This is a genomic window from Bacteroides congonensis, assembly GCF_900130125.1.
Taxonomy (GTDB): Bacteria; Bacteroidota; Bacteroidia; order Bacteroidales; family Bacteroidaceae; genus Bacteroides; species Bacteroides congonensis.
This window is the reverse complement of record NZ_FQXY01000009.1, coordinates 611,903-632,054: the sequence shown is the minus strand read 5'-3', so window position 1 is coordinate 632,054 and position 20,152 is coordinate 611,903. Positions and strand designations below refer to the sequence as shown.

The window sequence follows — 20,152 nt, the reverse complement described above, 5'->3', positions numbered from 1 at the left end:
GCCGTATTTCATCGAAATATACTAATTTTGCATCACTAATATAAAACACTCAAAATGATGAAGAAAATACTGTTACTCGGTTCAGGAGAACTAGGAAAAGAGTTTGTAATTTCAGCTCAGCGTAAAGGTCAGCATATCATTGCCTGTGACTCTTATGCGGGAGCTCCCGCTATGCAAGTGGCTGATGAATTTGAAGTATTCGACATGCTGAACGGTGAAGAACTGGAACGTGTCGTAAAGAAACACCAGCCGGACATTATCGTGCCGGAGATTGAAGCCATCCGCACAGAACGCTTGTACGACTTCGAGAAAGAAGGAATCCAAGTAGTGCCCAGTGCCCGTGCCGTCAACTTCACGATGAACCGCAAGGCCATCCGCGACCTTGCCGCCAAAGAACTCGGACTGAAAACAGCCAAATATTTCTATGCCAAGACACTGGAAGAACTGAAAGAAGCTGCCGCCCAAATCGGTTTTCCCTGTGTGGTAAAACCTTTGATGTCATCATCCGGCAAAGGACAATCCCTTGTAAAGAGTGCCGACGAACTCGAACACGCCTGGGAATACGGATGCAGTGGAAGCCGTGGTGATATCCGCGAACTTATCATCGAAGAATTTATCAAGTTTGACAGCGAAATCACCTTATTGACTGTTACCCAAAAGAATGGCCCTACCTTGTTCTGCCCGCCCATCGGACACGTACAGAAAGGTGGCGACTACCGCGAAAGTTTCCAACCCGCACATATCGACCCCGCCCATCTGAAAGAAGCGGAAGAAATGGCGGAAAAAGTAACCCGTGCCCTGACAGGCGCAGGACTGTGGGGAGTGGAATTCTTCCTGAGCCACGAAAACGGAGTTTACTTCTCCGAACTTTCTCCACGTCCGCACGATACGGGCATGGTGACACTGGCAGGAACGCAAAACCTGAACGAATTTGAACTTCATCTCCGTGCCGTACTTGGTCTGCCTATTCCCGGTATCAAGCAGGAGCGGATAGGGGCAAGCGCCGTTATCCTTTCTCCGATTGCCAGCCAGGAACGTCCTCAATATCGTGGATTGGAAGAGGTGACAAAAGAAGAAGATACCTATCTCCGCATATTCGGCAAACCGTTTACCCGTGTCAACCGTCGTATGGGAGTAGTGCTCTGCTACGCTCCGTTGAATTCCGACCTCGATGCGTTGCGTGATAAGGCAAAGGGAATCGCTGAAAAAGTAGAAGTGTACTAAAAAACAAACATGAAAAAAGCCCACCTTTTTGTAGCAGGTGCAACCCTGCTGCTACTGACTGCTTGCTCGCCCAAAGTGGTGACCCATATCTCAAAAACTTATCCGGACGTGATTCCGGCAGATTCTGTGCACGTTATCGAACCGGGCGGGATGGTTCCTAATACTGCCGAAACGATAGGACGTGTTGTGGTAGTAGATCGGGGCTTTTCCAATAAATGCCGTTACGACCAGGTACTGCGTCTTGCACAGGAAGCTACCGGGAAGAACGGCGGGAACGGGCTTGCCATTACCGACCATCTGGAACCTTCTTTTTGGGGAAGTTCCTGCCATCAGATTTCCGGCCTGATGCTCCGTCTTTCGGATATGGAAGTGGATACGCTGAAAGTGAATCCGTTGCAAGATGTGATTGACCTCGGTCATGTGGTAGCTAAGGAAGAGAAGGAGAAGAGGCGGGCGCCCGCCAGTACTATCGAAGCCAGTATAGGGTATGGATGGATTACAAGTAAACTCTATGACCCCGACGGAAAATCTTTGGGAAATAAAGGTGGCTTGGAATGGAAACTTTCTTACGAATATACTTGGAGTAGCGGTTGGGGCATCGGATTGCAATATTCCGGTTTCAAAACCTCTTTCCCCGGCGGGGACATGATGCTTTCTTATATCGCTCCCGAATGGGTGGCGCGTTACCGATGGGATAAATGGATGATGAAAGCCGGCTTGGGTGTCGGTGTATTCCTTTATCACGAGCCTTTCTATAATTCTACCGGAGTAGGAGCGCATGCTACGATAGGTATGGAATATATGATTGACACCCATTGGGGTATTGGTGTAACTGCGAATACGGTTAACGGCAGTCTGCCCGACCGTAGCGAAGTGAAACTGAAAGATAATGAACGTACCGGAATTACCCGTATCAATGTTCTTGGGGGAATACGCTACTATTTCTGATTGTCACTATAAGTTCAGAATCTATTCCTTTCATTAAGGAAATCATATCAAAAGGCGGCTCATGTCCAAGTAACATGAGCCGCCTTTATGTTGGAATCATAATAATCCCCAAATAATAAATTATAGATTTAAAAATATCCGGCTTGGCTTTCTATATTCAAAAAAATATTGTTTCATTTATAAAGTGGGAAATGATGAATTTAGTAAATAATAATTATTGTAGAAAAGTAAATGAAGAAAGAAAGTTTAGTCTCGTTTATGAGAGAGATTGCAGCGGAATTACAAAAAAGTGGGAATTTAGGGACTGCCCATGTATATAGGAGCAGCTTGAATGCAATACTCACTTTTCATGGTTCCGAAAAATTATCGTTTTATCAGTTGACGCCCGAATGGTTAAAACGTTTTGAGAGTAGTCTTCGGAAACGTGGATGCAGTTGGAATACGGTGTCTACTTATATTCGTACTTTGCGGGCGATTTATAATCGTGCGATAGACAGACGGATAGCTGTATATGTACCGCATTTGTTTCATTCGGTTTATACAGGCACACGTGCAGACCGTCAGCGTGCATTGGATATGGAAGACATGAAGAAAGTGTTTGCCCGTCTGCCGCGACAGGCTACTGCTTCTGTTCCTTCCGCTATGAGAGAGGCGCAAGAGTGGTTTATTTTGATGTTCTTGCTTCGTGGCTTACCGTTTGTCGATTTCGCTTATTTGCGCAAGAGTGACTTGCGGGATAACGTCATCACTTACCGTCGGCGTAAAACAGGACGTCCGTTGTCGGTGACACTGGCTCCGGAAGCAATGATTTTATTGCGGAAACATATGAATCATGATGTTAGGTCTCCTTATTTGTTTCCTGTTCTGAAAAGCGGGGAGGGGACGGAAGAAGCCTATCGCGAATATCAATTGGCATTGCGTAGCTTCAATTATCAGTTGGCTTTGCTAGGGAAATTCTTGGGGCTTAAAGACCACTTGAGTTCTTACACCGCCCGCCACACGTGGGCTACGACTGCTTATTATTGCGAAATTCATCCGGGTATTATCTCCGAAGCGATGGGGCACTCATCCATTATGGTGACGGAGACATATCTGAAGCCGTTTCGAAACAAGAAAATTGATGATGCAAACGGGCAGATTATTGATTTTGTGAAGCGGTCGATCGGTGGCGCAATAGCTTAATAAATAGACTGTTACTTTGTAGGTAACAGGAATATTATTCCGCTGCAAATATGGTCATATTTCTTAATTTAAACAAATAAAATACGACTTTTTTTCTTCTAAATGAATCTAAAAGGGAATTGACACGATAAAACATATAGATTTTTTGCTTTAGAGCTCTTCTACTCTCTGAATTTTGCAAAAAGCTTCCTTCCCTCTACTACCCTTTGGAAGCAGGGGTAAGAATATTTCATCTTTAATTAGGCTGTTTTCCGTATTGATTACTCTAAAAGAGCAGGAACAAAGGTTTTCCTGTTACCTACAAAGTAACAGGAAAAGGGATGGTATAATTAATAGTGAAGTGATATGATACAACAAATTCGGAAATTTTGCAAATCAAGACATCGTGGTGTTTATAATGAGTTGGCTATCAAGTTTAGAGTCTCTCCCTGGAAGATTTATAAACTTGCACATGGAAAGCGGGCTGTAACTAATGTAGATTCGGATATACTGGAAGAGTTGTTTGAACGTGGCATCATTAGTGGGATAAGACCCTATTAGGCAAATTAGATATAATTAAGATTAGAAATAAGGGAAGGAGAGCTGTATAATGGATATTAAGAAGCATAATTTTATTTTTATTGTAATGTTGTTCTTATTGGGGACAACAAGCGTGTTAATGGGTGGTTGCCAGAAAGACTACGACGGACAACTGGAAATCATCCGTAATCAGATAAAGGATGGAGAAATCAGTTTGGATAATCTAAATTCAAAGGTAATTCTTATTGACGAACAAATCGCGGCATTGCAAAAAGCATTGGAAGATGCTGAAACTACGGAGGAGCATAAAAAAGATATTCAGGCGGTTCTGAAGAAACTGGATGATGTGAAAACGGAACTGGAAGGGAAAATCGCCGGTTTGGAAAAGAAAATTGCGGATAACAATGAAGAATTAATCGGTATTAAAGACTCGATTGAATCTTTGGAACAGCAGTTTAATGAGAATTTATTGGCTATTTCTATTGAAATCCAAGGTATTGATGTTCGTCTTGATGCATTGGACGGGCGCGTGAATGCCCTGGAAGGACAAGTGAAAGCGTTGGAAGAGATACGGGAAACCATTCAAGATGAAATTGATGACTTGAGGGACAAAATTGCAAAGGCACCTTCTCAAGAACTGATTGGGAAACTGGAAAAAGCGGTAGGCGATTTGACCAAATTGCAGGAAGAGTTGGGGAATAGTATCACAACTCTTACAAAGCAAGTGGGCGATATTGCTACTGATGTGAAACGTCATGAAGAGGCGATAAGTGATGCTGCACGGGATATTATAGATATTAATAACCGGATAACTGAGGTGATGGCAGAACATGCTACTGAGTTTAAGAATTTGTGGGATGCTATTAATGGAATAAAAGAACAATATACCAAGTGGGATGAAAAGTTTGAAAAATTGACTGATGAATTTTCTGTCTTACAAAATGACTATATTGAAAAAATAGCAGCTCTTGAAGAACTGATTAAGACAGTAGAACCGGAAAAAATTGCAAAAGAAATTGAAGAGGTAAAGAAAGAACTGAATGAGTTGTCTGGTGCTGTCGAAAAAAACAAGACTGACATATTAACCACAAGTAAACTTGTGGCAGATGTTAAGAAACAAGTTGAAGCGTTGAATAAAATCGTTACGGAGTACGAACAAAGGATTTTAGCGATAGAGAAGGAAATAGAATCAATACAAGAAGATATAAAGAATCTGTTTGACCGTATCCAAAGTATGGTGATTATTCCGCAATACATAGGAAACTACGTGAAATTAGAATCTAGTGATAATGGTTATGAATTAACTATGGAGGTGGATATTAGACCTTTTGAGGTAGCGAAAAAAATTGCAGAAGGTGCGTTCTCAATCTCTGTGAAGTCAGTGGACTCAACTCCGACTCGTGCAGAAAATGAACTTCCGGTTTTTAGTATTGAGTCTATAACTTCTACACAAAGTTCTACTTTTACAATAACAGCATCAATGACAACGGAAATCAAGAATGCATCTATCTATTCAACTCCTATGAATTTCCAAGTAGCTCTTGCTTTGAACGACGTAAGCGTTGGTGCTTCAAAGAATGATAGACTATCTGAGTATATGGGCGTATATTATGTTGCACCGGGATCTGTTGATGAGGGTTTACTTTATAAGTTCTATGAAAATGGGGATACGAAAAAAGAACTGAAGAATGTAAAAGAAAGTATATCCCCTACCATTTCAGAATCAGATTGTTATCAAAGATACTTTTTGATAGACGGCAATTTCATGAATCAATCACATCCTATTTTTGACTCTAAGATTACAGCTAATCAAGGAGAAAAAACGTTAGCTAATGAAGGAGAGGATTTAGAGGTAGAATTTAGTTTAGCTTCTGCTGCATATAGCAATCAAACAAGTCTTGGCTTGGCGAATTGTTTTACCGTATCCAGCAATGGGACTATAACGCAAATTAAAGATGCGTCTGACTACGTGAAGACTTTGGATGGCGTTAAAATATTTGTAGGCTTACAAGCTAAGAAAGGCTCAGTTAAATACGGTAAACATTGCTATATCTGTGTAGTTCTTAAAAACAAAGCAAACTGATTGCGAATTTATTGTAAACAATAAAATTGATACAAATGAAAATATTACGTTATGTAGCGATAATAATATGGTGGGTGTATTTGCCGGATATGACTGTTTCAGCCCAAGATATACATATTTCAGACCCTTATGCGAATTATCCTACTAAAAAAGCAATGTATGATGAGTATTCGCATTGGAGTATCGGACTGAATGGCGGTATCCCTTTTTTTGCCGGCAATTTCCGCTCCATGTCATTGGGGAATAACTATTGGGGCGGAATGGCTGGCATACAAGCCGGATATCAGATTAATCCTCTTTTCGGAGTGCGTATGTCCGTAGATTACGGAGTGAACAAAGCAGGTTCTAAAAACTATGAGGATAACTTTATCCTACTGCCTGATGCGGAAACTTATTACAATGTCAATCTTCCTGAGGGCGCTAAATACTATCGTGAACTTTACAGTTCCATCAAGATGTGGAACGTCGGTTTGAATTTCGAGACAAACCTGTTTAACTTGTTCCGTAGAAGTGATGGTGACCGTCGTTGGGGAGTGATTGTATCTCCGGGCATCTATTTGCAGAAATTTTCGCCTACCGTGAAATCAAAATCGGACGGTAAACAATTCGCTTCTGAAATCAGTAATAAACTGAATATCGGCTTGGGTGGAGATTTGGCTGTACGCTATCGGGTGAACCGGAATATTGATTTACAGCTAAAAGGCGGCATGATGTGGGTAAATAACAATACCCTCGACGGAGTGAAAACCATATGCGATTGCAAACATAGCAGTATGGTCACTGTCCAGGCAGGTGTTATCTGGAAAATTGGCAATGGCACGAATAAGAAGAAAGATAATATCATGTATGCTCCGGGATATTTGCCGGAATGGAAGCGTGCGACGCGTACGGTGACTAAGATTATCCATGATACTATTTATATAGAAAAGAAAATCATAGAGAAATCTCCCGAAGTGGTAGTTTGCAAAGGCTTGCCTGATTTGCCTGCTATCTATTTTGAACGTGGCAAGTCGAAATTGGATACGGATAAATATGCTATCCAGTTGTTTACTATAGCCCAAGCCATGATGAGTAGTCCTTTATCCGAAATTGATATTCTTGGATTTGCCGACCATACAGGCGGGGAAGCGATTAATGCCAAACTTACGAAGAAGAGGGCGGAAGCTCTGAAGAAATTCCTGGTAAAGGTTGGTATTGACAGTTCCCGGATTCATACGTATGGTATGGGAAAAGATATGAAAATAGAGAAAGAACTGCAATTTTCGGAGAAAGCCCGTCGTACAGAAATCAAGGCAATCTTGAATAAAAAATGACCAGTCATTGGCTAATTGTCAAACATGAATAATTTAGTGATATTTTTTCAACGTAAAAAAGACTAAACCCTGTTTCAGGCTTTCTTGGGAATATTGAAAGACCTGAAACTCATCTCAGAAAGTTGGGGCTTGTGAAAGTCCGGGCTTTCAAAATCATGAAAAGGGATATCGCCTTATATCTATGGGGTATTCCTTTTCAATCCCTAATTTTTTGAAACATCTTCCTTTGTTGCGTAAAAAGCGTCAGTCCTCATTTCCCTTGGATAAGGGGATGTTTCAAAAATACAAACGCCCGGGTCTGTGAAGATCCGGGCGTTTCGGTTTCTTCAAGAAAACTTTCGTACAGGATTTTGTGTTTTCTTAATTTGAAAAGTGTATCTTTGTAGTATATTAAAGATTGGAGGTCAATATGGATGATACTTTAAAATTAACAGAATCCTATTGGGAAATGTTGAAGTCGTTGAGTGATGAAGTGAAATTACGTTTGGCAACGCGCCTTACCGCATCTGTGGTAGCGTCAAAATCGAATAGCATGGATAAGACGGAAGAAATGCTGAATAAACATCTTGGGGTTTGGAAAGATGACCGCACTACGGCTAAGATTATTGAGGATATGTATGCGGAACGTCAGAATACTAAAGCTCCCCTGAATTTCGATTGATATGGTAGGAAAGTATTTACTTGATAGTAATATCTGCATTTATATTCTAAGGGATAAAAAAGGAATGCGTGAGCAATTAAAGAAAGTGGGATGGGAGAATTGTTATATTTCAGAAATGACAGTCGCGGAACTGTTATATGGTGCTGAATGTAGTAATGCGGTTGAGGATAATATAAAAGCTGTTAACTCTTTTTGCTCGGATATGAAGATTATACCTGTTGGCATTGCATTGGCCGAATACGCCAAACAAAAAGCAAGATTAAGAAAAAATGGAGTTTTGATTGATGATTTAGATCTCTTTATTGGCTGTACAGCCCTTATCTCTAATTGTATAATGGTCACGGAAAATGTGAAACATTTAGAGCGCATTGAAGGTATTCATATTGAGAACTGGTTGATGGAGAATCTATAAAGCTGTTTAGTAAGAAGAATTATATGAATCGGAATCCTGTACGAAATTTTTTCGTGCAGGATTTTGTGTTTTCATTAAGACGTCTTTAATCTTTATTAAACAAAGAAGGGAATAGGATATAGTTTTGTGCTCGACCACAAAACTAGTTGTCATTGCTACTATTTTATCTCCCGGTTAATACACTGATTTTAAATAAGCAGATATAAAACTCTGCGAATATATGGAGTTTATTATTATTTTATCATCAGATAATACGTATTACTTTATAATTGTAACTGAAAGATTCCGATTTTGTCATTTTTGTAGTATTTCTTGGGCTAATAAGTGTTATCGAACGACAAATAATGACAAAGGAAGAACAATCTCACGTATTTGTTTCTACATTTGTACCGTTGTTTATTTAACTATTTCTTTTGATGATAGTTTATTAGAAATAGAAAATAGATGAACAAAAGCTGAACTTAGCTGTTTATTATAATAGTAAAACAGATAAAGCGCGAAATATTCGTTCCTTGTCATACTATTAAGATTCAATAGGAATAGAGAAAGAATAATATAAATAAAAAGATTGCTTATGTCACAGATTATCGGACATATCTCGCAGGTTATCGGCCCTGTGGTCGATGTGTACTTTGAAGGTACGGATGCAGAACTGGTGCTGCCAAGTATCCACGATGCACTGGAGATAAAAAGGCCAAACGGCAAAATACTGGTTGTGGAAGTTCAGCAACATATCGGTGAGAATACGGTGCGTACCGTAGCAATGGACAGTACCGACGGACTGCAACGAGGCATGAAGGTGTATCCCACCGGAGGCCCGATTACCATGCCGATCGGCGAACAGATTAAAGGCCGGTTGATGAACGTAGTCGGTGATTCTATCGACGGTATGAAAGACCTCGACCGCAAAGGCGCTTATTCCATCCATCGTGATCCCCCTAAATTTGAAGATTTGACAACTGTGCAGGAAGTGCTCTTCACAGGTATCAAGGTTATCGACCTGCTCGAACCGTATGCCAAAGGTGGTAAAATCGGTTTGTTCGGTGGTGCCGGTGTGGGGAAGACTGTATTGATTCAGGAACTTATCAATAATATCGCCAAGAAGCATAACGGATTCTCCGTATTCGCTGGAGTAGGTGAGCGTACCCGTGAAGGTAACGACTTGCTGCGCGAAATGATTGAATCGGGCGTTATCCGCTACGGCGAAGCATTCAAGGAAGGGATGGAGAAAGGTCATTGGGATCTTTCGAAAGTAGATTATAACGAATTGGAGAAATCGCAGGTATCGCTGATATTCGGTCAGATGAACGAACCGCCGGGAGCGCGTGCTTCCGTAGCATTGTCCGGACTGACGGTAGCGGAATCTTTCCGTGATGCCGGAAGCGAAGGCGAGAAACGCGATATCCTGTTCTTCATTGATAATATTTTCCGTTTCACGCAGGCCGGTTCGGAAGTGTCCGCCCTTTTGGGACGTATGCCTTCCGCCGTTGGTTACCAACCGACACTGGCTACGGAAATGGGTGCGATGCAGGAACGTATCACGTCTACCCGCAAAGGTTCCATCACCTCTGTACAGGCTGTGTATGTGCCGGCTGACGACTTGACAGACCCGGCTCCCGCAACGACTTTCAGCCACTTGGACGCGACTACCGTGCTCGACCGTAAGATTACGGAGCTGGGTATCTATCCGGCTGTAGACCCGTTGGCTTCTACTTCCCGTATCCTTGACCCGCACATCGTCGGCCAGGAACATTATGACGTAGCGCAACGGGTGAAACAGATTCTGCAACGCAACAAGGAATTGCAGGATATTATCTCCATCCTCGGTATGGAGGAACTTTCGGAAGAGGACAAGATGGTAGTGAACCGCGCCCGCCGTGTGCAGCGTTTCCTTTCACAACCGTTTGCCGTAGCCGAACAGTTTACGGGTGTGCCGGGCGTGATGGTGACTATCGAAGATACGATTAAGGGATTCAGGATGATTTTGGACGGTGAAGTGGATTATCTTCCCGAACAGGCTTTCCTGAATGTCGGAACCATCGAGGAAGCGATAGAGAAAGGTAAGAAACTGATGGAACAGGCAAAGAAATAAAAACATAGAGTGATGAAAGAACTGCATTTGAGTATAGTATCGCCCGAGAAGAGCATATTCGACGGAGATGTGAAGATTGTCACATTGCCGGGCACCATCGGGTCGTTTTCCATTCTTCCGGGGCATGCGCCCATCGTCTCGTCATTGAAAGCGGGTACGCTGAGTTACACGACGTTGGAAGGAGAGGAGCATACAATGGATATTCAGGGTGGTTTTGTCGAAATGAGTGACGGGACGGTTTCTGCCTGTATTTCCTGACGGAAAAAGACGAGATTGAATAAGTACAGAAGAAAAACACAGTGACATTATGGTGAACATTAGTAAAACGAAACGGAACTTTATCGGTTTGCATACTTTATTTGCAATCTTAAGCGCGGCACTTGGGGCGGTCATTTTGCACTTTGCTCTGCCCGGGCATTATTTCGGCGGGTATCCGTTCATTCCGGTTTATTTCTATTTATTCGGTTTGTTTAGTATCTATATGTTCGATGCGTGCCGACTGCACGCTCCGCAAAGAATGTTACTGTTGTACCTGGCGATAAAGATGGCAAAGATGATTCTTTCTATTATCCTGGTCTTGATTTATTGCCTTGCCGTACGCGAAGAAGCCAAAGCGTTTCTGCTCACGTTTATCTCGTTCTATTTGATATATCTGATATTCGAAACCTGGTTCTTCTTCTCCTTTGAAGTGAACCGGAAACTGAAGAAGAAAAATAAGAAGAAAAATGAAACAGTTGCATAACATAGTAGCTCCTTTGGTTCTGTCCTGCCTGATGTTGGTGGTCAGCCTGCCGGTTCTTGCACAGGAACAGGCGGGGGACGCGACTTCTCAAACGCAGGACGGGATTACTCCGAAAGAAGAAGAGGAGAACACGGTGGACGTGAAGGAAATCGTGTTCGGGCATATCGGCGACTCATATGAATGGCACATTACGACATGGGGTAAGACGCAGATTATTATACCATTACCCATCATCGTTTATAGTGGTAGTACAGGTTGGCACGTGTTCCTTTCTTCCCGTCTCGAAGAGAATGGCGGTACGTATGAAGGACTCTCCATCGCTCCCGCAGGAAGTAAGTACGAAGGCAAATTGGTGGAATATAATGCGGCAGGTGAGCAGGTTCGCCCTTGGGATATTTCTATTACGAAAGTGACATTCGCCCTGCTGTTCAACAGCGTATTGCTGCTGGTTATCGTGTTGAGTGTGGCGCACTGGTACAGGAAACGTCCCCAAGGAGCCAAAGCGCCGGGTGGATTTATCGGATTTATGGAGATGTTCATCATGATGGTGAACGACGACATCATTAAGAGTTGTGTCGGCCCGAACTACCGGAAGTTTGCCCCGTATCTGCTGACAGCGTTCTTTTTTATCTTTATCAATAATATGATGGGATTGATTCCGCTCTTCCCCGGAGGTGCGAATGTGACGGGAAATATCGCCATTACCATGGTACTTGCGATATGTACGTTCCTGGCAGTGAATATCTTCGGAACGAAGCATTATTGGAAAGACATCTTTTGGCCGGATGTGCCCTGGTGGTTGAAAGTGCCGGTACCGATGATGCCGTTCATCGAGTTCTTCGGAATCTTTACGAAACCGTTTGCCTTGATGATCCGTCTTTTCGCCAATATGCTGGCGGGACATATGGCGATGTTGGTGCTCACTTGTCTGATATTCATCTCGGCAAGCATGGGGCCTGCGCTGAATGGCACGCTGACGGTGGCTTCCGTATTGTTCAACATCTTTATGAATGCGCTTGAACTGTTGGTTGCTTTCATCCAGGCTTATGTATTTACCATGTTGTCGGCAGTGTTTATCGGACTGGCACAGGAAGGAGCAAAGGTCAAGGCAGAAGAGAAATAAATAGATGAATAAATAGAGAATAAAAAGAGAGTAAATAAAAAATATAAACCATTTTAAAACTGAAAATTATGATCCTATCAGTATTGTTACAAGCCACTGCGGCAGCAGTAGGAGTAAGTAAATTAGGTGCAGCTATCGGTGCAGGTCTTGCAGTAATCGGAGCTGGTTTGGGTATTGGTAAAATTGGTGGTTCGGCTATGGAAGCTATTGCACGTCAGCCGGAAGCGTCAGGTGATATCCGTATGAATATGATTATCGCCGCCGCCTTGATTGAAGGTGTGGCATTGTTGGCGGTAGTAGTTTGTCTGTTGGTATTCTTCCTCTAAGCCTATGTCATTACTATTACCTGATAGTGGCCTGTTGTTCTGGATGTTCCTCTCATTCGGGATTGTGTTCGTGATATTGGCAAAATACGGCTTCCCCGTCATCATCAAGATGGTGGAAGGCCGTAAGACCTATATCGACCAGTCCTTGGAGGTGGCGAGGGAAGCCAATGCGCAGTTGTCCAAGCTGAAAGCGGAAGGCGACGCGTTGGTGGCTGCTGCCAACAAGGAACAGGGACGCATCTTGAAGGAAGCGATGGAAGAACGTGACAAGATTGTTCACGAGGCTCGCAAGCAAGCCGAGATAGCCGCACAAAAGGAACTGGATGCGGTGAAACAACAAATCCAGATTGAAAAGGACGAAGCTATCCGCGATATACGTCGCCAGGTGGCTGTTCTTTCGGTCGACATCGCCGAGAAGGTGCTCCGCAAGAGTCTTGAGGACAAGGATGCGCAGATGGGCATGATTGACCGGATGCTGGATGAATTATTAACCCCGAATAAGAACTAAGGAAGATGGAAGTCGGAATACTCTCGATGCGTTATGCAAAAGCGATGATTGAATACGCGCAGGAAAAAGGTTTGGAGGACAGGATATACCAGGAATTTATGACTCTGGCCTATTGCTTCCGTGCCCAGCCCGGGTTGCGTGAAACGCTTGAAAATCCTGTCGTCACGACGAAAGAGAAATTGGCGCTGGTCTGTACCGCTGCCGATGGTGACGGTAAGTCAACGAGGGAGTTTGTCCGTTTCATCACTTTGGTATTGAGAAACAGGCGTGAGGGCTATCTGCAATTTATCAGCCTGATGTATATGGATCTTTACCGGAAACTGAAACATATCGGCACCGGCAGGCTGATTACGGCCGTGCCCGTCGATAAGGAGACGGAAGACCGGATTCGCTCTGCTGCCACGCATATCCTGCACGCCCAAGTGGAACTGGAAACGGTGGTGGATCCGTCTATCGACGGTGGATTTATCTTCGATATCAACGACTACCGGCTGGACGCGAGCGTTGCCACGCAGTTGAAGCGAGTGAAACAACAATTTATTGATAAGAATAGGAGAATTGTATAATGTCTGAAAATATAAGAGTAAGCGAAGTATCGGATATATTGCACAAGCAGCTCGAAGGAATCAATGCCAATGTGCAACTTGACGAAATCGGTACGGTGCTCCAGGTGAGCGACGGTGTTGTCCGTATCTATGGACTGCGGAATGCCGAAGCGAATGAACTGCTTGAGTTTGACAATGGTATCAAAGCAATCGTGATGAACCTTGAAGAGGACAACGTGGGTGCTGTGCTACTGGGGCCGACGGACAGAATCAAAGAGGGATTTATCGTGAAACGTACCAAGCGTATCGCCTCTATCCGTGTGGGAGAGGGGATGTTGGGACGTGTCATCGACCCGTTGGGTGAACCGCTCGACGGTAAAGGGCTCGTCGGTGGCGACCTGTATGATATGCCGTTGGAACGGAAAGCTCCGGGAGTTATCTTCCGTCAGCCGGTAAACCAACCGTTGCAGACCGGACTGAAAGCTGTGGATGCCATGATTCCTATCGGTCGCGGACAGCGTGAGTTGATTATCGGTGACCGTCAGACAGGAAAGACCTCTATCGCGATTGACACGATTATCAACCAGCGTAATAACTTTCTGGCGGGTGACCCTGTATATTGTATCTATGTGGCTATCGGTCAGAAGGGTTCTACCGTTGCTTCTATTGTGAATACGCTTCGCGAGTACGGCGCACTGGAATACACGATTGTAGTTGCCGCCACAGCCGGTGACCCGGCTGCATTGCAGTATTATGCACCGTTTGCGGGTGCCGCCATCGGTGAGTATTTCCGTGATACCGGTCGTCATGCATTGGTTGTCTATGATGACCTTTCCAAACAAGCGGTAGCTTATCGTGAGGTTTCTTTGATTCTTCGTCGTCCGTCGGGACGTGAAGCATATCCGGGTGATATTTTCTACCTGCACTCCCGTCTGTTGGAGCGTGCGGCAAAGATTATCAGCCAGGAAGAAGTGGCGCGCGAAATGAACGACTTGCCGGACAGCTTGAAAGATATTGTCAAAGGTGGTGGTTCTCTCACCGCACTGCCTATCATCGAAACGCAGGCAGGTGACGTCTCGGCCTATATCCCCACGAACGTGATTTCTATCACCGACGGACAGATATTCCTCGAAACCGACTTGTTCAACCAGGGTGTACGTCCGGCCATCAACGTCGGTATCTCCGTTTCCCGTGTAGGTGGTAACGCGCAGATCAAGGCGATGAAGAAGGTTGCCGGAACACTGAAGATGGACCAGGCGCAATATCGCGAACTGGAAGCTTTCTCCAAGTTCAGCAGTGATATGGACCCGATTACCGCCCTGACCATCGACAAGGGACGCAAGAATGCCCAACTGTTGATTCAACCTCAGTACAGCCCGATGCCCGTAGAGCAGCAGATTGCTATTCTCTACTGTGGTACGCACGGACTTCTCCGTAACGTCCCATTGGATAAGGTGCAGGACTTTGAACGCAGCTTCATCGAATCTCTGCAACTGAATCATCAGGAGGATGTCTTGGATGTATTGAAAACCGGTGTTATCGACGATAGTGTAACGAACGCCATCGAAGAGACTGCCGCCATGGTTGCGAAACAGTACTTATAGAAATGTGTAGAAATGAAGAAATCATTTGTTTATACTGCATAGCAGGTTCTTCATTTCTCATCTTTAATTCTTAAATTAGAAAGTTATGGCTTCACTGAAAGAAGTAAAAACCAGAATAAATTCGGTAAAAAGTACCCGAAAAATCACTTCAGCAATGAAGATGGTGGCTTCTGCCAAATTACACAAGGCACAAGGAGCCATTGAAAATATGCTGCCTTATCAGAGGAAGTTGAACAAGATTCTGACTAATTTCCTAAGCGCTGACCTTCCTGTCGAGTCTCCTTATGTGAAGGAACGCGAAGTGAAGCGTGTTGCCATTGTCGCTTTTTCCTCGAACACCTCTCTGTGTGGTGCTTTCAACGCCAACGTCATCAAAATGTTATTGCAAACGGTTGGCGAATACCGTACCCTGGGACAGGACAACATCTTGATTTTCCCGGTAGGCAAGAAAGTGGATGAAGCCGTGAAGCGCATGGGGTTCCAACCACAGGAAACTTCTCCCACGCTCTCCGACAAACCGACTTATCAGGAAGCCGCCGATCTGGCTCACCTCCTGATGCAAATGTATGTGTCCGGTGAAGTGGATCGCGTAGAGATCATCTATCACCACTTCAAATCTATGGGCTTGCAGATTCTTCTCCGTGAAACGTATCTCCCCATCGACTTGACGCATATCATAGATGAGGAGGAACAAAAGAACAAGGAGGAAGTGGAAGATCATGAAATAGCAAACGATTATATCATCGAACCCAACGCCGAAGAACTGATAGCCAACCTGATTCCAACGGTATTGAGCCAAAAACTGTTTACTGCTGCCGTTGACTCAAATACTTCGGAACATGCCGCGCGTACGTTAGCTATGCAGGTAGCTACGGACAATGCAAACGAGCTGATTCAAGATTTGACGAAGCAGTATAACAAGAGTCGGCAGCAGGCGATTACCAATGAGTTGCTGGATATCGTAGGCGGTTCCATGAAATGATGTTCTTTTTCTTTCGTATCAAGACGAAAGAAAAAGAATATTAGCTACCTTTGTTGAAAATTTGAAGCACATGGAAAATAACCCTGAACTGCAACTTGCTTGGCAGTTCATAGAAAATACAGGCACACATCTATTTCTTACCGGTAAAGCCGGAACTGGAAAAACTACATTTTTAAGACGGTTAAGAGAACAAAGTCCTAAACGCATGGTTGTTTTGGCGCCTACGGGTATTGCGGCTATCAATGCGGGCGGAGTAACAATCCATTCTTTCTTTCAGTTGTCTTTTGCGCCGTTCGTGCCGGATACCACTCTTAACTCGGCACAGATACACTACCGTATTAATAAGGAGAAACGTAACATCATTCGGAGCATGGATTTGCTTGTGATTGATGAAATCAGTATGGTACGTGCGGATTTGCTGGATGCGGTGGATGCGACTTTGCGGCGTTATCGTGACCGTGAGAAACCATTCGGCGGGGTACAGTTGTTGATGATTGGGGATTTGCAGCAGTTGGCGCCCGTTGTGAAAGACAGCGAGTGGGAGATGTTGCGGCATTATTACGAAACACCCTATTTCTTTGCTAGCCGTGCGTTGAGGGAAACTACTTATATGACGATTGAACTGGAAAAGGTATATCGTCAGAGTGATACTTTTTTTCTTTCCCTGTTGAATAAGATACGGGAGAATAAAGCGGATGATGAAGTCTTGAATGAGTTGAACAAACGGTATCAGCGAGATTTTCAGCCCCCAAAAGAAGAAGGTTATATCCGTCTGACGACACATAATAATCAGGCACAGCGGATCAATGACCGTGAGCTGGCTTCTTTGCCCGGGAAGGCTTACAGTTTCCGTGCTGAAGTGAAAGACGATTTCCCCGAATATTCCTATCCTGCGGATGAAGTTCTCACTATTAAGGAGGGGGCGCAAATCATGTTCCTCAAGAATGATGTTTCTTCGGAAAAACGGTATTATAACGGTATGATTGGAGAAGTGGTGACTGTCAACGAAACGGGTATGTTTGTACGTGGAAAGGATAGCGAACATGAGTTTCAACTGTTGCAGGAAGAATGGGGGAATTATAAATACGTATTGAACGAGGAGACGAAAGAAATTACAGAAGAAATAGCGGGAGTATTTCGACAGTATCCTATTCGGCTGGCTTGGGCTATTACGATTCATAAAAGTCAGGGATTGACGTTTGAACGTGCCATTATTGATGCGCGTAATTCCTTTGCACATGGACAGACGTATGTAGCTTTGAGCCGATGCAAGACTTTGGACGGAATGGTGCTGGAATCTCCTTTGCGCCGGGAGGCTATCATTAGCGACAGTGTGGTCGATAACTTCACAAAAGCAGTGGAGCGGAATAAGCCGGGAAACAAACAGTTGAATGATATGCAGAAGGCCTATTTCTTTGACTTGTTAAGTGATTTGTTTAACTTCTATTCTATTGAGCAGGCTTATAAGCGGCTGCTCCGCATGATGGATGAAGACCTTTACAGGCTCTTTCCGAAGCAGCTTGCCGAATACAAGGCTTTGGAACCCCACATGAAGGAAAGGATTGTGGAAGTTGCCCGTCGTTTTCGCAACCAATATACCCGGTTGATAAATGAAAGTGAAGATTATGCCGGAAATCAGGAGTTGCAGGAACGTATCCGTTCCGGTGCCGGATATTTTCGTAAAGAGTTGGAACCGGTTCGTGCCTTGTTCGATAAGACCAATATGCCTCTTGACAATAGGGAATTAAGGAAACAATTGAATGAACGTCTGCAAACACTGGATGATGCGTTGTGCATTAAAGAATCTTTATTGGACACCGTATGTACGTCAACTTTCACCGTTTCGGATTATCTGAAGCAGAAAGCGAAAGTTATGTTAAGTCTCGAAGAAGATTCTTCAACTTCTGCCTCGTCTTCCAGAGTTCCGGGAGAGAAAAGAGAACGGAAAGAACGTGCGGCAAGCAGTCGTTCCGGGAAAGTGAAAGTAGATGTTCCTACGGATATTCTGCATCCGGAGCTTTATCGTGCTTTGGCGGAATGGAGAACAGAAAAGACGCGTGAAGCCAATGTGCCTGCTTATGTCATTATGCAGCAGAAAGCATTGATGGGAATTGTCAATCTGTTGCCGGACACTCCGGCGGCTTTGGAAGCCATACCGTATTTCGGGGCGAAAGGAGTGGAGAAATATGGGCTTGAAATTCTGGGGATTGTTCGTAAGTATATGAAAGAAAATCAAGTGGAACGGCCGGAAGTCAAGGAGATATTTATTTCAGCGAAGGAGCATAAGAAAGATAAGAAAAAGGAAGAGAAAAAAGAGCTGAAGAAAGATACAAAAATTGTTAGCTATGAAATGTTCTGTCAAGGGATGAGCATAGAGGAAATTGCTAAAGCGCGTGATTTGGTGACTGGGACGATTGCAGGACATTTGGAACAGTATGTTCGTTCGGGTAAGATTAAGGTGGAACAGGTGGTGAAAGCTGAAAATCTGGCGAAGATACGGAAGTATTTGGAAGAACATGAATATATGGGGATGTTTGCTATTAAAGCAGCATTAGGAGACGATGTCTCCTATGCTGATATTAAGTTTGTCCTCGTTGCTTCCGGATTAGTCCATCCGTCTTAGAGATTACAGAAAAAAGAGACGAAAACCGGAACGCTGATATCAATCAGGATACCGTGCAGGATGGCAATGGGAATCATTTCCTTTCCTGAATATCTGCTGATAGACGGTAACAATACATCCATTGAATTGACTCCGGCTACTGAGATAGGGGCTAGCTTCCCAAAATATTTCTTGATAACCGGAGTGCCCAGTAGAGCCATCATTTCACGGAAGATATTGGTCAGCAGGGCGATAGTTCCCAGTTCCGTAGCCAGTTGAAGGCCGATAGATGGTTCCTTGAATTGGGTGATGAGGATAGAAGAAAGCGAGTAATATGCAAATCCGCTTCCCACTGCCATACAGTCGAATACACTCCATTGACGCAGTAACAGGCTTGCCAGGGCCGAGAATAACAGTGTGCCGATAATTGTCCCCAAAGGAATCAATAACATTTTGGGATGCAGATGTGAAACAATAGCTTTCAGATTCTTGTTAGAACCGATACTGATTCCCACTTGCAGCATTAATGCGTAGAGTATATACATAGAAACGGTATGTGTATCGAATTCGAACTTATTGAAAAGTCCCATGACACAGCCTACGCAAAAGAATAATATAACAATCAGACTTCCTTTCATTGTTTACCTCCTTTCTTGAAAAATAGTTGTAGTACCAAGCGGGCAGCAATCAGGCTTCCCAATACACCGGATGAAGCAAGAATGACAGCTTGCCATCCGAACTTTCCGAGATTGTTCACAATCAGGCTATTAGAGCCGATAGACACACCGAGAATAAAGAGCAACAAGAATATTGTAAGAGAAATTGTCTTTTCTGTCTTTTGCAAAATACTCCAGTTACGCAATACATAACCGATGCCGATTCCTAAGAACATAGTAGATATAATAGAGAACATATTGTATATATTTTTGGTTAGGTTAAACGAATGATTGGATTACACACTGCACATTTTCAAAAAAGATGATGCATCTTATTGAAAATCAAGTAGGAATACTGCTTATGAGTAACAAAATAAGTCGATAGGCAGTTCCTTTAAAAAAGGATGGGTGAATTTAGATGAATCCGCTGAACCAATGCACATGCACGCAACTTGAATTGCAGAAGGAAGGTATCCCTGCAAGAGTCGGAGAAGCGTTATGTAATTGTAATATTTGATTCATCACTGGTCTTTTTTTATTTTGGTGCAAAGATAAGGCTTTACTGCATATTTTCAAAATAAATATGCAATAAAGATAGATTATTGAAAGGTTGAAGCCGGAAAATACTGT

The 20,152-nt window shown here is 43.6% G+C and carries 20 protein-coding genes; 18 read left to right on the top strand and 2 right to left on the bottom strand.

Translation table 11 applies throughout. From position 1 onward, the window contains the following. Nucleotides 1-57 precede the first annotated feature (57 nt). The 18 genes from purT to BQ7997_RS09145 all read left to right on the top strand — a co-directional run bounded on the left by purT (nt 58) and on the right by BQ7997_RS09145 (nt 18,887). Nucleotides 58-1,224, top strand: a complete 1,167-nt coding sequence (purT, locus tag BQ7997_RS09230; protein ID WP_073346506.1) for a formate-dependent phosphoribosylglycinamide formyltransferase — start codon at nt 58-60, stop codon at nt 1,222-1,224. A 9-nt stretch (nt 1,225-1,233) separates the two neighbouring features. Then, nucleotides 1,234-2,172 carry a hypothetical protein gene (locus BQ7997_RS09225; protein WP_073345665.1) on the top strand — a complete coding sequence of 313 codons (939 nt, stop codon included), beginning with the start codon at nt 1,234-1,236 and terminating at the stop codon, nt 2,170-2,172. A gap of 231 nt (nt 2,173-2,403) precedes the next feature. Continuing rightward, entirely contained in the window at nt 2,404-3,354 is a 951-nt protein-coding gene (locus BQ7997_RS09220) for a tyrosine-type recombinase/integrase (RefSeq protein ID WP_073345662.1), read from the top strand. A gap of 345 nt (nt 3,355-3,699) precedes the next feature. Beyond that, nucleotides 3,700-3,894, top strand: coding sequence for a hypothetical protein (locus BQ7997_RS09215; RefSeq protein ID WP_022137280.1), 195 nt, complete (start codon nt 3,700-3,702; stop codon nt 3,892-3,894). A gap of 49 nt (nt 3,895-3,943) precedes the next feature. Then, nucleotides 3,944-5,956 carry a coiled-coil domain-containing protein gene (locus BQ7997_RS09210; RefSeq protein ID WP_073345660.1) on the top strand — a complete coding sequence of 671 codons (2,013 nt, stop codon included), beginning with the start codon at nt 3,944-3,946 and terminating at the stop codon, nt 5,954-5,956. 35 nt (nt 5,957-5,991) lie between these two features. After that, nucleotides 5,992-7,269 (top strand): OmpA family protein, encoded by a 1,278-nt coding sequence (locus tag BQ7997_RS09205; protein ID WP_073345657.1) that lies wholly within the window; start codon nt 5,992-5,994, stop codon nt 7,267-7,269. 409 nt (nt 7,270-7,678) lie between these two features. Further along, nucleotides 7,679-7,930 (top strand): hypothetical protein, encoded by a 252-nt coding sequence (locus tag BQ7997_RS09200; RefSeq protein ID WP_073346501.1) that lies wholly within the window; start codon nt 7,679-7,681, stop codon nt 7,928-7,930. 1 nt (nt 7,931) lies between these two features. After that, nucleotides 7,932-8,342, top strand: coding sequence for a type II toxin-antitoxin system VapC family toxin (locus tag BQ7997_RS09195; protein ID WP_073345648.1), 411 nt, complete (start codon nt 7,932-7,934; stop codon nt 8,340-8,342). Between the two features lie 574 nt (nt 8,343-8,916). Further along, nucleotides 8,917-10,434: a F0F1 ATP synthase subunit beta gene (gene atpD / locus BQ7997_RS09190; protein ID WP_022137276.1), complete on the top strand. Its 1,518-nt coding sequence runs from the start codon at nt 8,917-8,919 to the stop codon at nt 10,432-10,434. 12 nt (nt 10,435-10,446) lie between these two features. Then, a complete protein-coding gene (atpC, locus tag BQ7997_RS09185) occupies nt 10,447-10,692 on the top strand; it encodes an ATP synthase F1 subunit epsilon (RefSeq protein ID WP_022137275.1) in 246 nt (81 codons plus the stop codon). 49 nt (nt 10,693-10,741) lie between these two features. Further along, nucleotides 10,742-11,176 (top strand): hypothetical protein, encoded by a 435-nt coding sequence (locus tag BQ7997_RS09180; RefSeq protein ID WP_073345646.1) that lies wholly within the window; start codon nt 10,742-10,744, stop codon nt 11,174-11,176. After that, nucleotides 11,160-12,299 carry a F0F1 ATP synthase subunit A gene (gene atpB, locus BQ7997_RS09175; protein ID WP_073345643.1) on the top strand — a complete coding sequence of 380 codons (1,140 nt, stop codon included), beginning with the start codon at nt 11,160-11,162 and terminating at the stop codon, nt 12,297-12,299. Before BQ7997_RS09180 ends, atpB begins: the two co-directional genes overlap by 17 nt. Before the next feature lie 68 nt (nt 12,300-12,367). Next, nucleotides 12,368-12,625 (top strand): ATP synthase F0 subunit C, encoded by a 258-nt coding sequence (gene atpE, locus BQ7997_RS09170; RefSeq protein WP_024988623.1) that lies wholly within the window; start codon nt 12,368-12,370, stop codon nt 12,623-12,625. 4 nt (nt 12,626-12,629) lie between these two features. Next, nucleotides 12,630-13,133: a F0F1 ATP synthase subunit B gene (gene atpF / locus BQ7997_RS09165; protein ID WP_073345641.1), complete on the top strand. Its 504-nt coding sequence runs from the start codon at nt 12,630-12,632 to the stop codon at nt 13,131-13,133. Nucleotides 13,134-13,138: 5 nt separating this feature from the next. Then, a complete protein-coding gene (locus BQ7997_RS09160; RefSeq protein WP_044656831.1) occupies nt 13,139-13,699 on the top strand; it encodes a F0F1 ATP synthase subunit delta in 561 nt (186 codons plus the stop codon). Then, nucleotides 13,699-15,282 (top strand): F0F1 ATP synthase subunit alpha, encoded by a 1,584-nt coding sequence (atpA, locus tag BQ7997_RS09155; protein WP_073345639.1) that lies wholly within the window; start codon nt 13,699-13,701, stop codon nt 15,280-15,282. Before BQ7997_RS09160 ends, atpA begins: the two co-directional genes overlap by 1 nt. Nucleotides 15,283-15,367: 85 nt before the next feature. Next, nucleotides 15,368-16,264, top strand: coding sequence for a F0F1 ATP synthase subunit gamma (locus BQ7997_RS09150; protein WP_044655054.1), 897 nt, complete (start codon nt 15,368-15,370; stop codon nt 16,262-16,264). Between the two features lie 70 nt (nt 16,265-16,334). Continuing rightward, on the top strand, nt 16,335-18,887 hold the full coding sequence (locus BQ7997_RS09145; protein ID WP_073345637.1) for a helix-turn-helix domain-containing protein: 2,553 nt from the start codon (nt 16,335-16,337) through the stop codon (nt 18,885-18,887). Here BQ7997_RS09145 and BQ7997_RS09140 read toward each other — a convergent pair. Both BQ7997_RS09140 and BQ7997_RS09135 read right to left on the bottom strand, forming a co-directional pair. Continuing rightward, complete coding sequence (locus tag BQ7997_RS09140) at nt 18,884-19,504, bottom strand: LysO family transporter (RefSeq protein ID WP_022138006.1); 621 nt, start codon at nt 19,502-19,504, stop codon at nt 18,884-18,886. The two genes, BQ7997_RS09145 and BQ7997_RS09140, sit on opposite strands and share 4 nt — an antisense overlap. Continuing rightward, the gene (locus BQ7997_RS09135) at nt 19,501-19,779 is read right to left on the bottom strand and encodes a LysO family transporter (protein ID WP_022138007.1); all 279 of its coding nucleotides are present in this window, start codon (nt 19,777-19,779) and stop codon (nt 19,501-19,503) included. The genes BQ7997_RS09140 and BQ7997_RS09135 overlap by 4 nt, the downstream gene beginning before the upstream one ends. Nucleotides 19,780-20,152 lie beyond the last annotated feature (373 nt).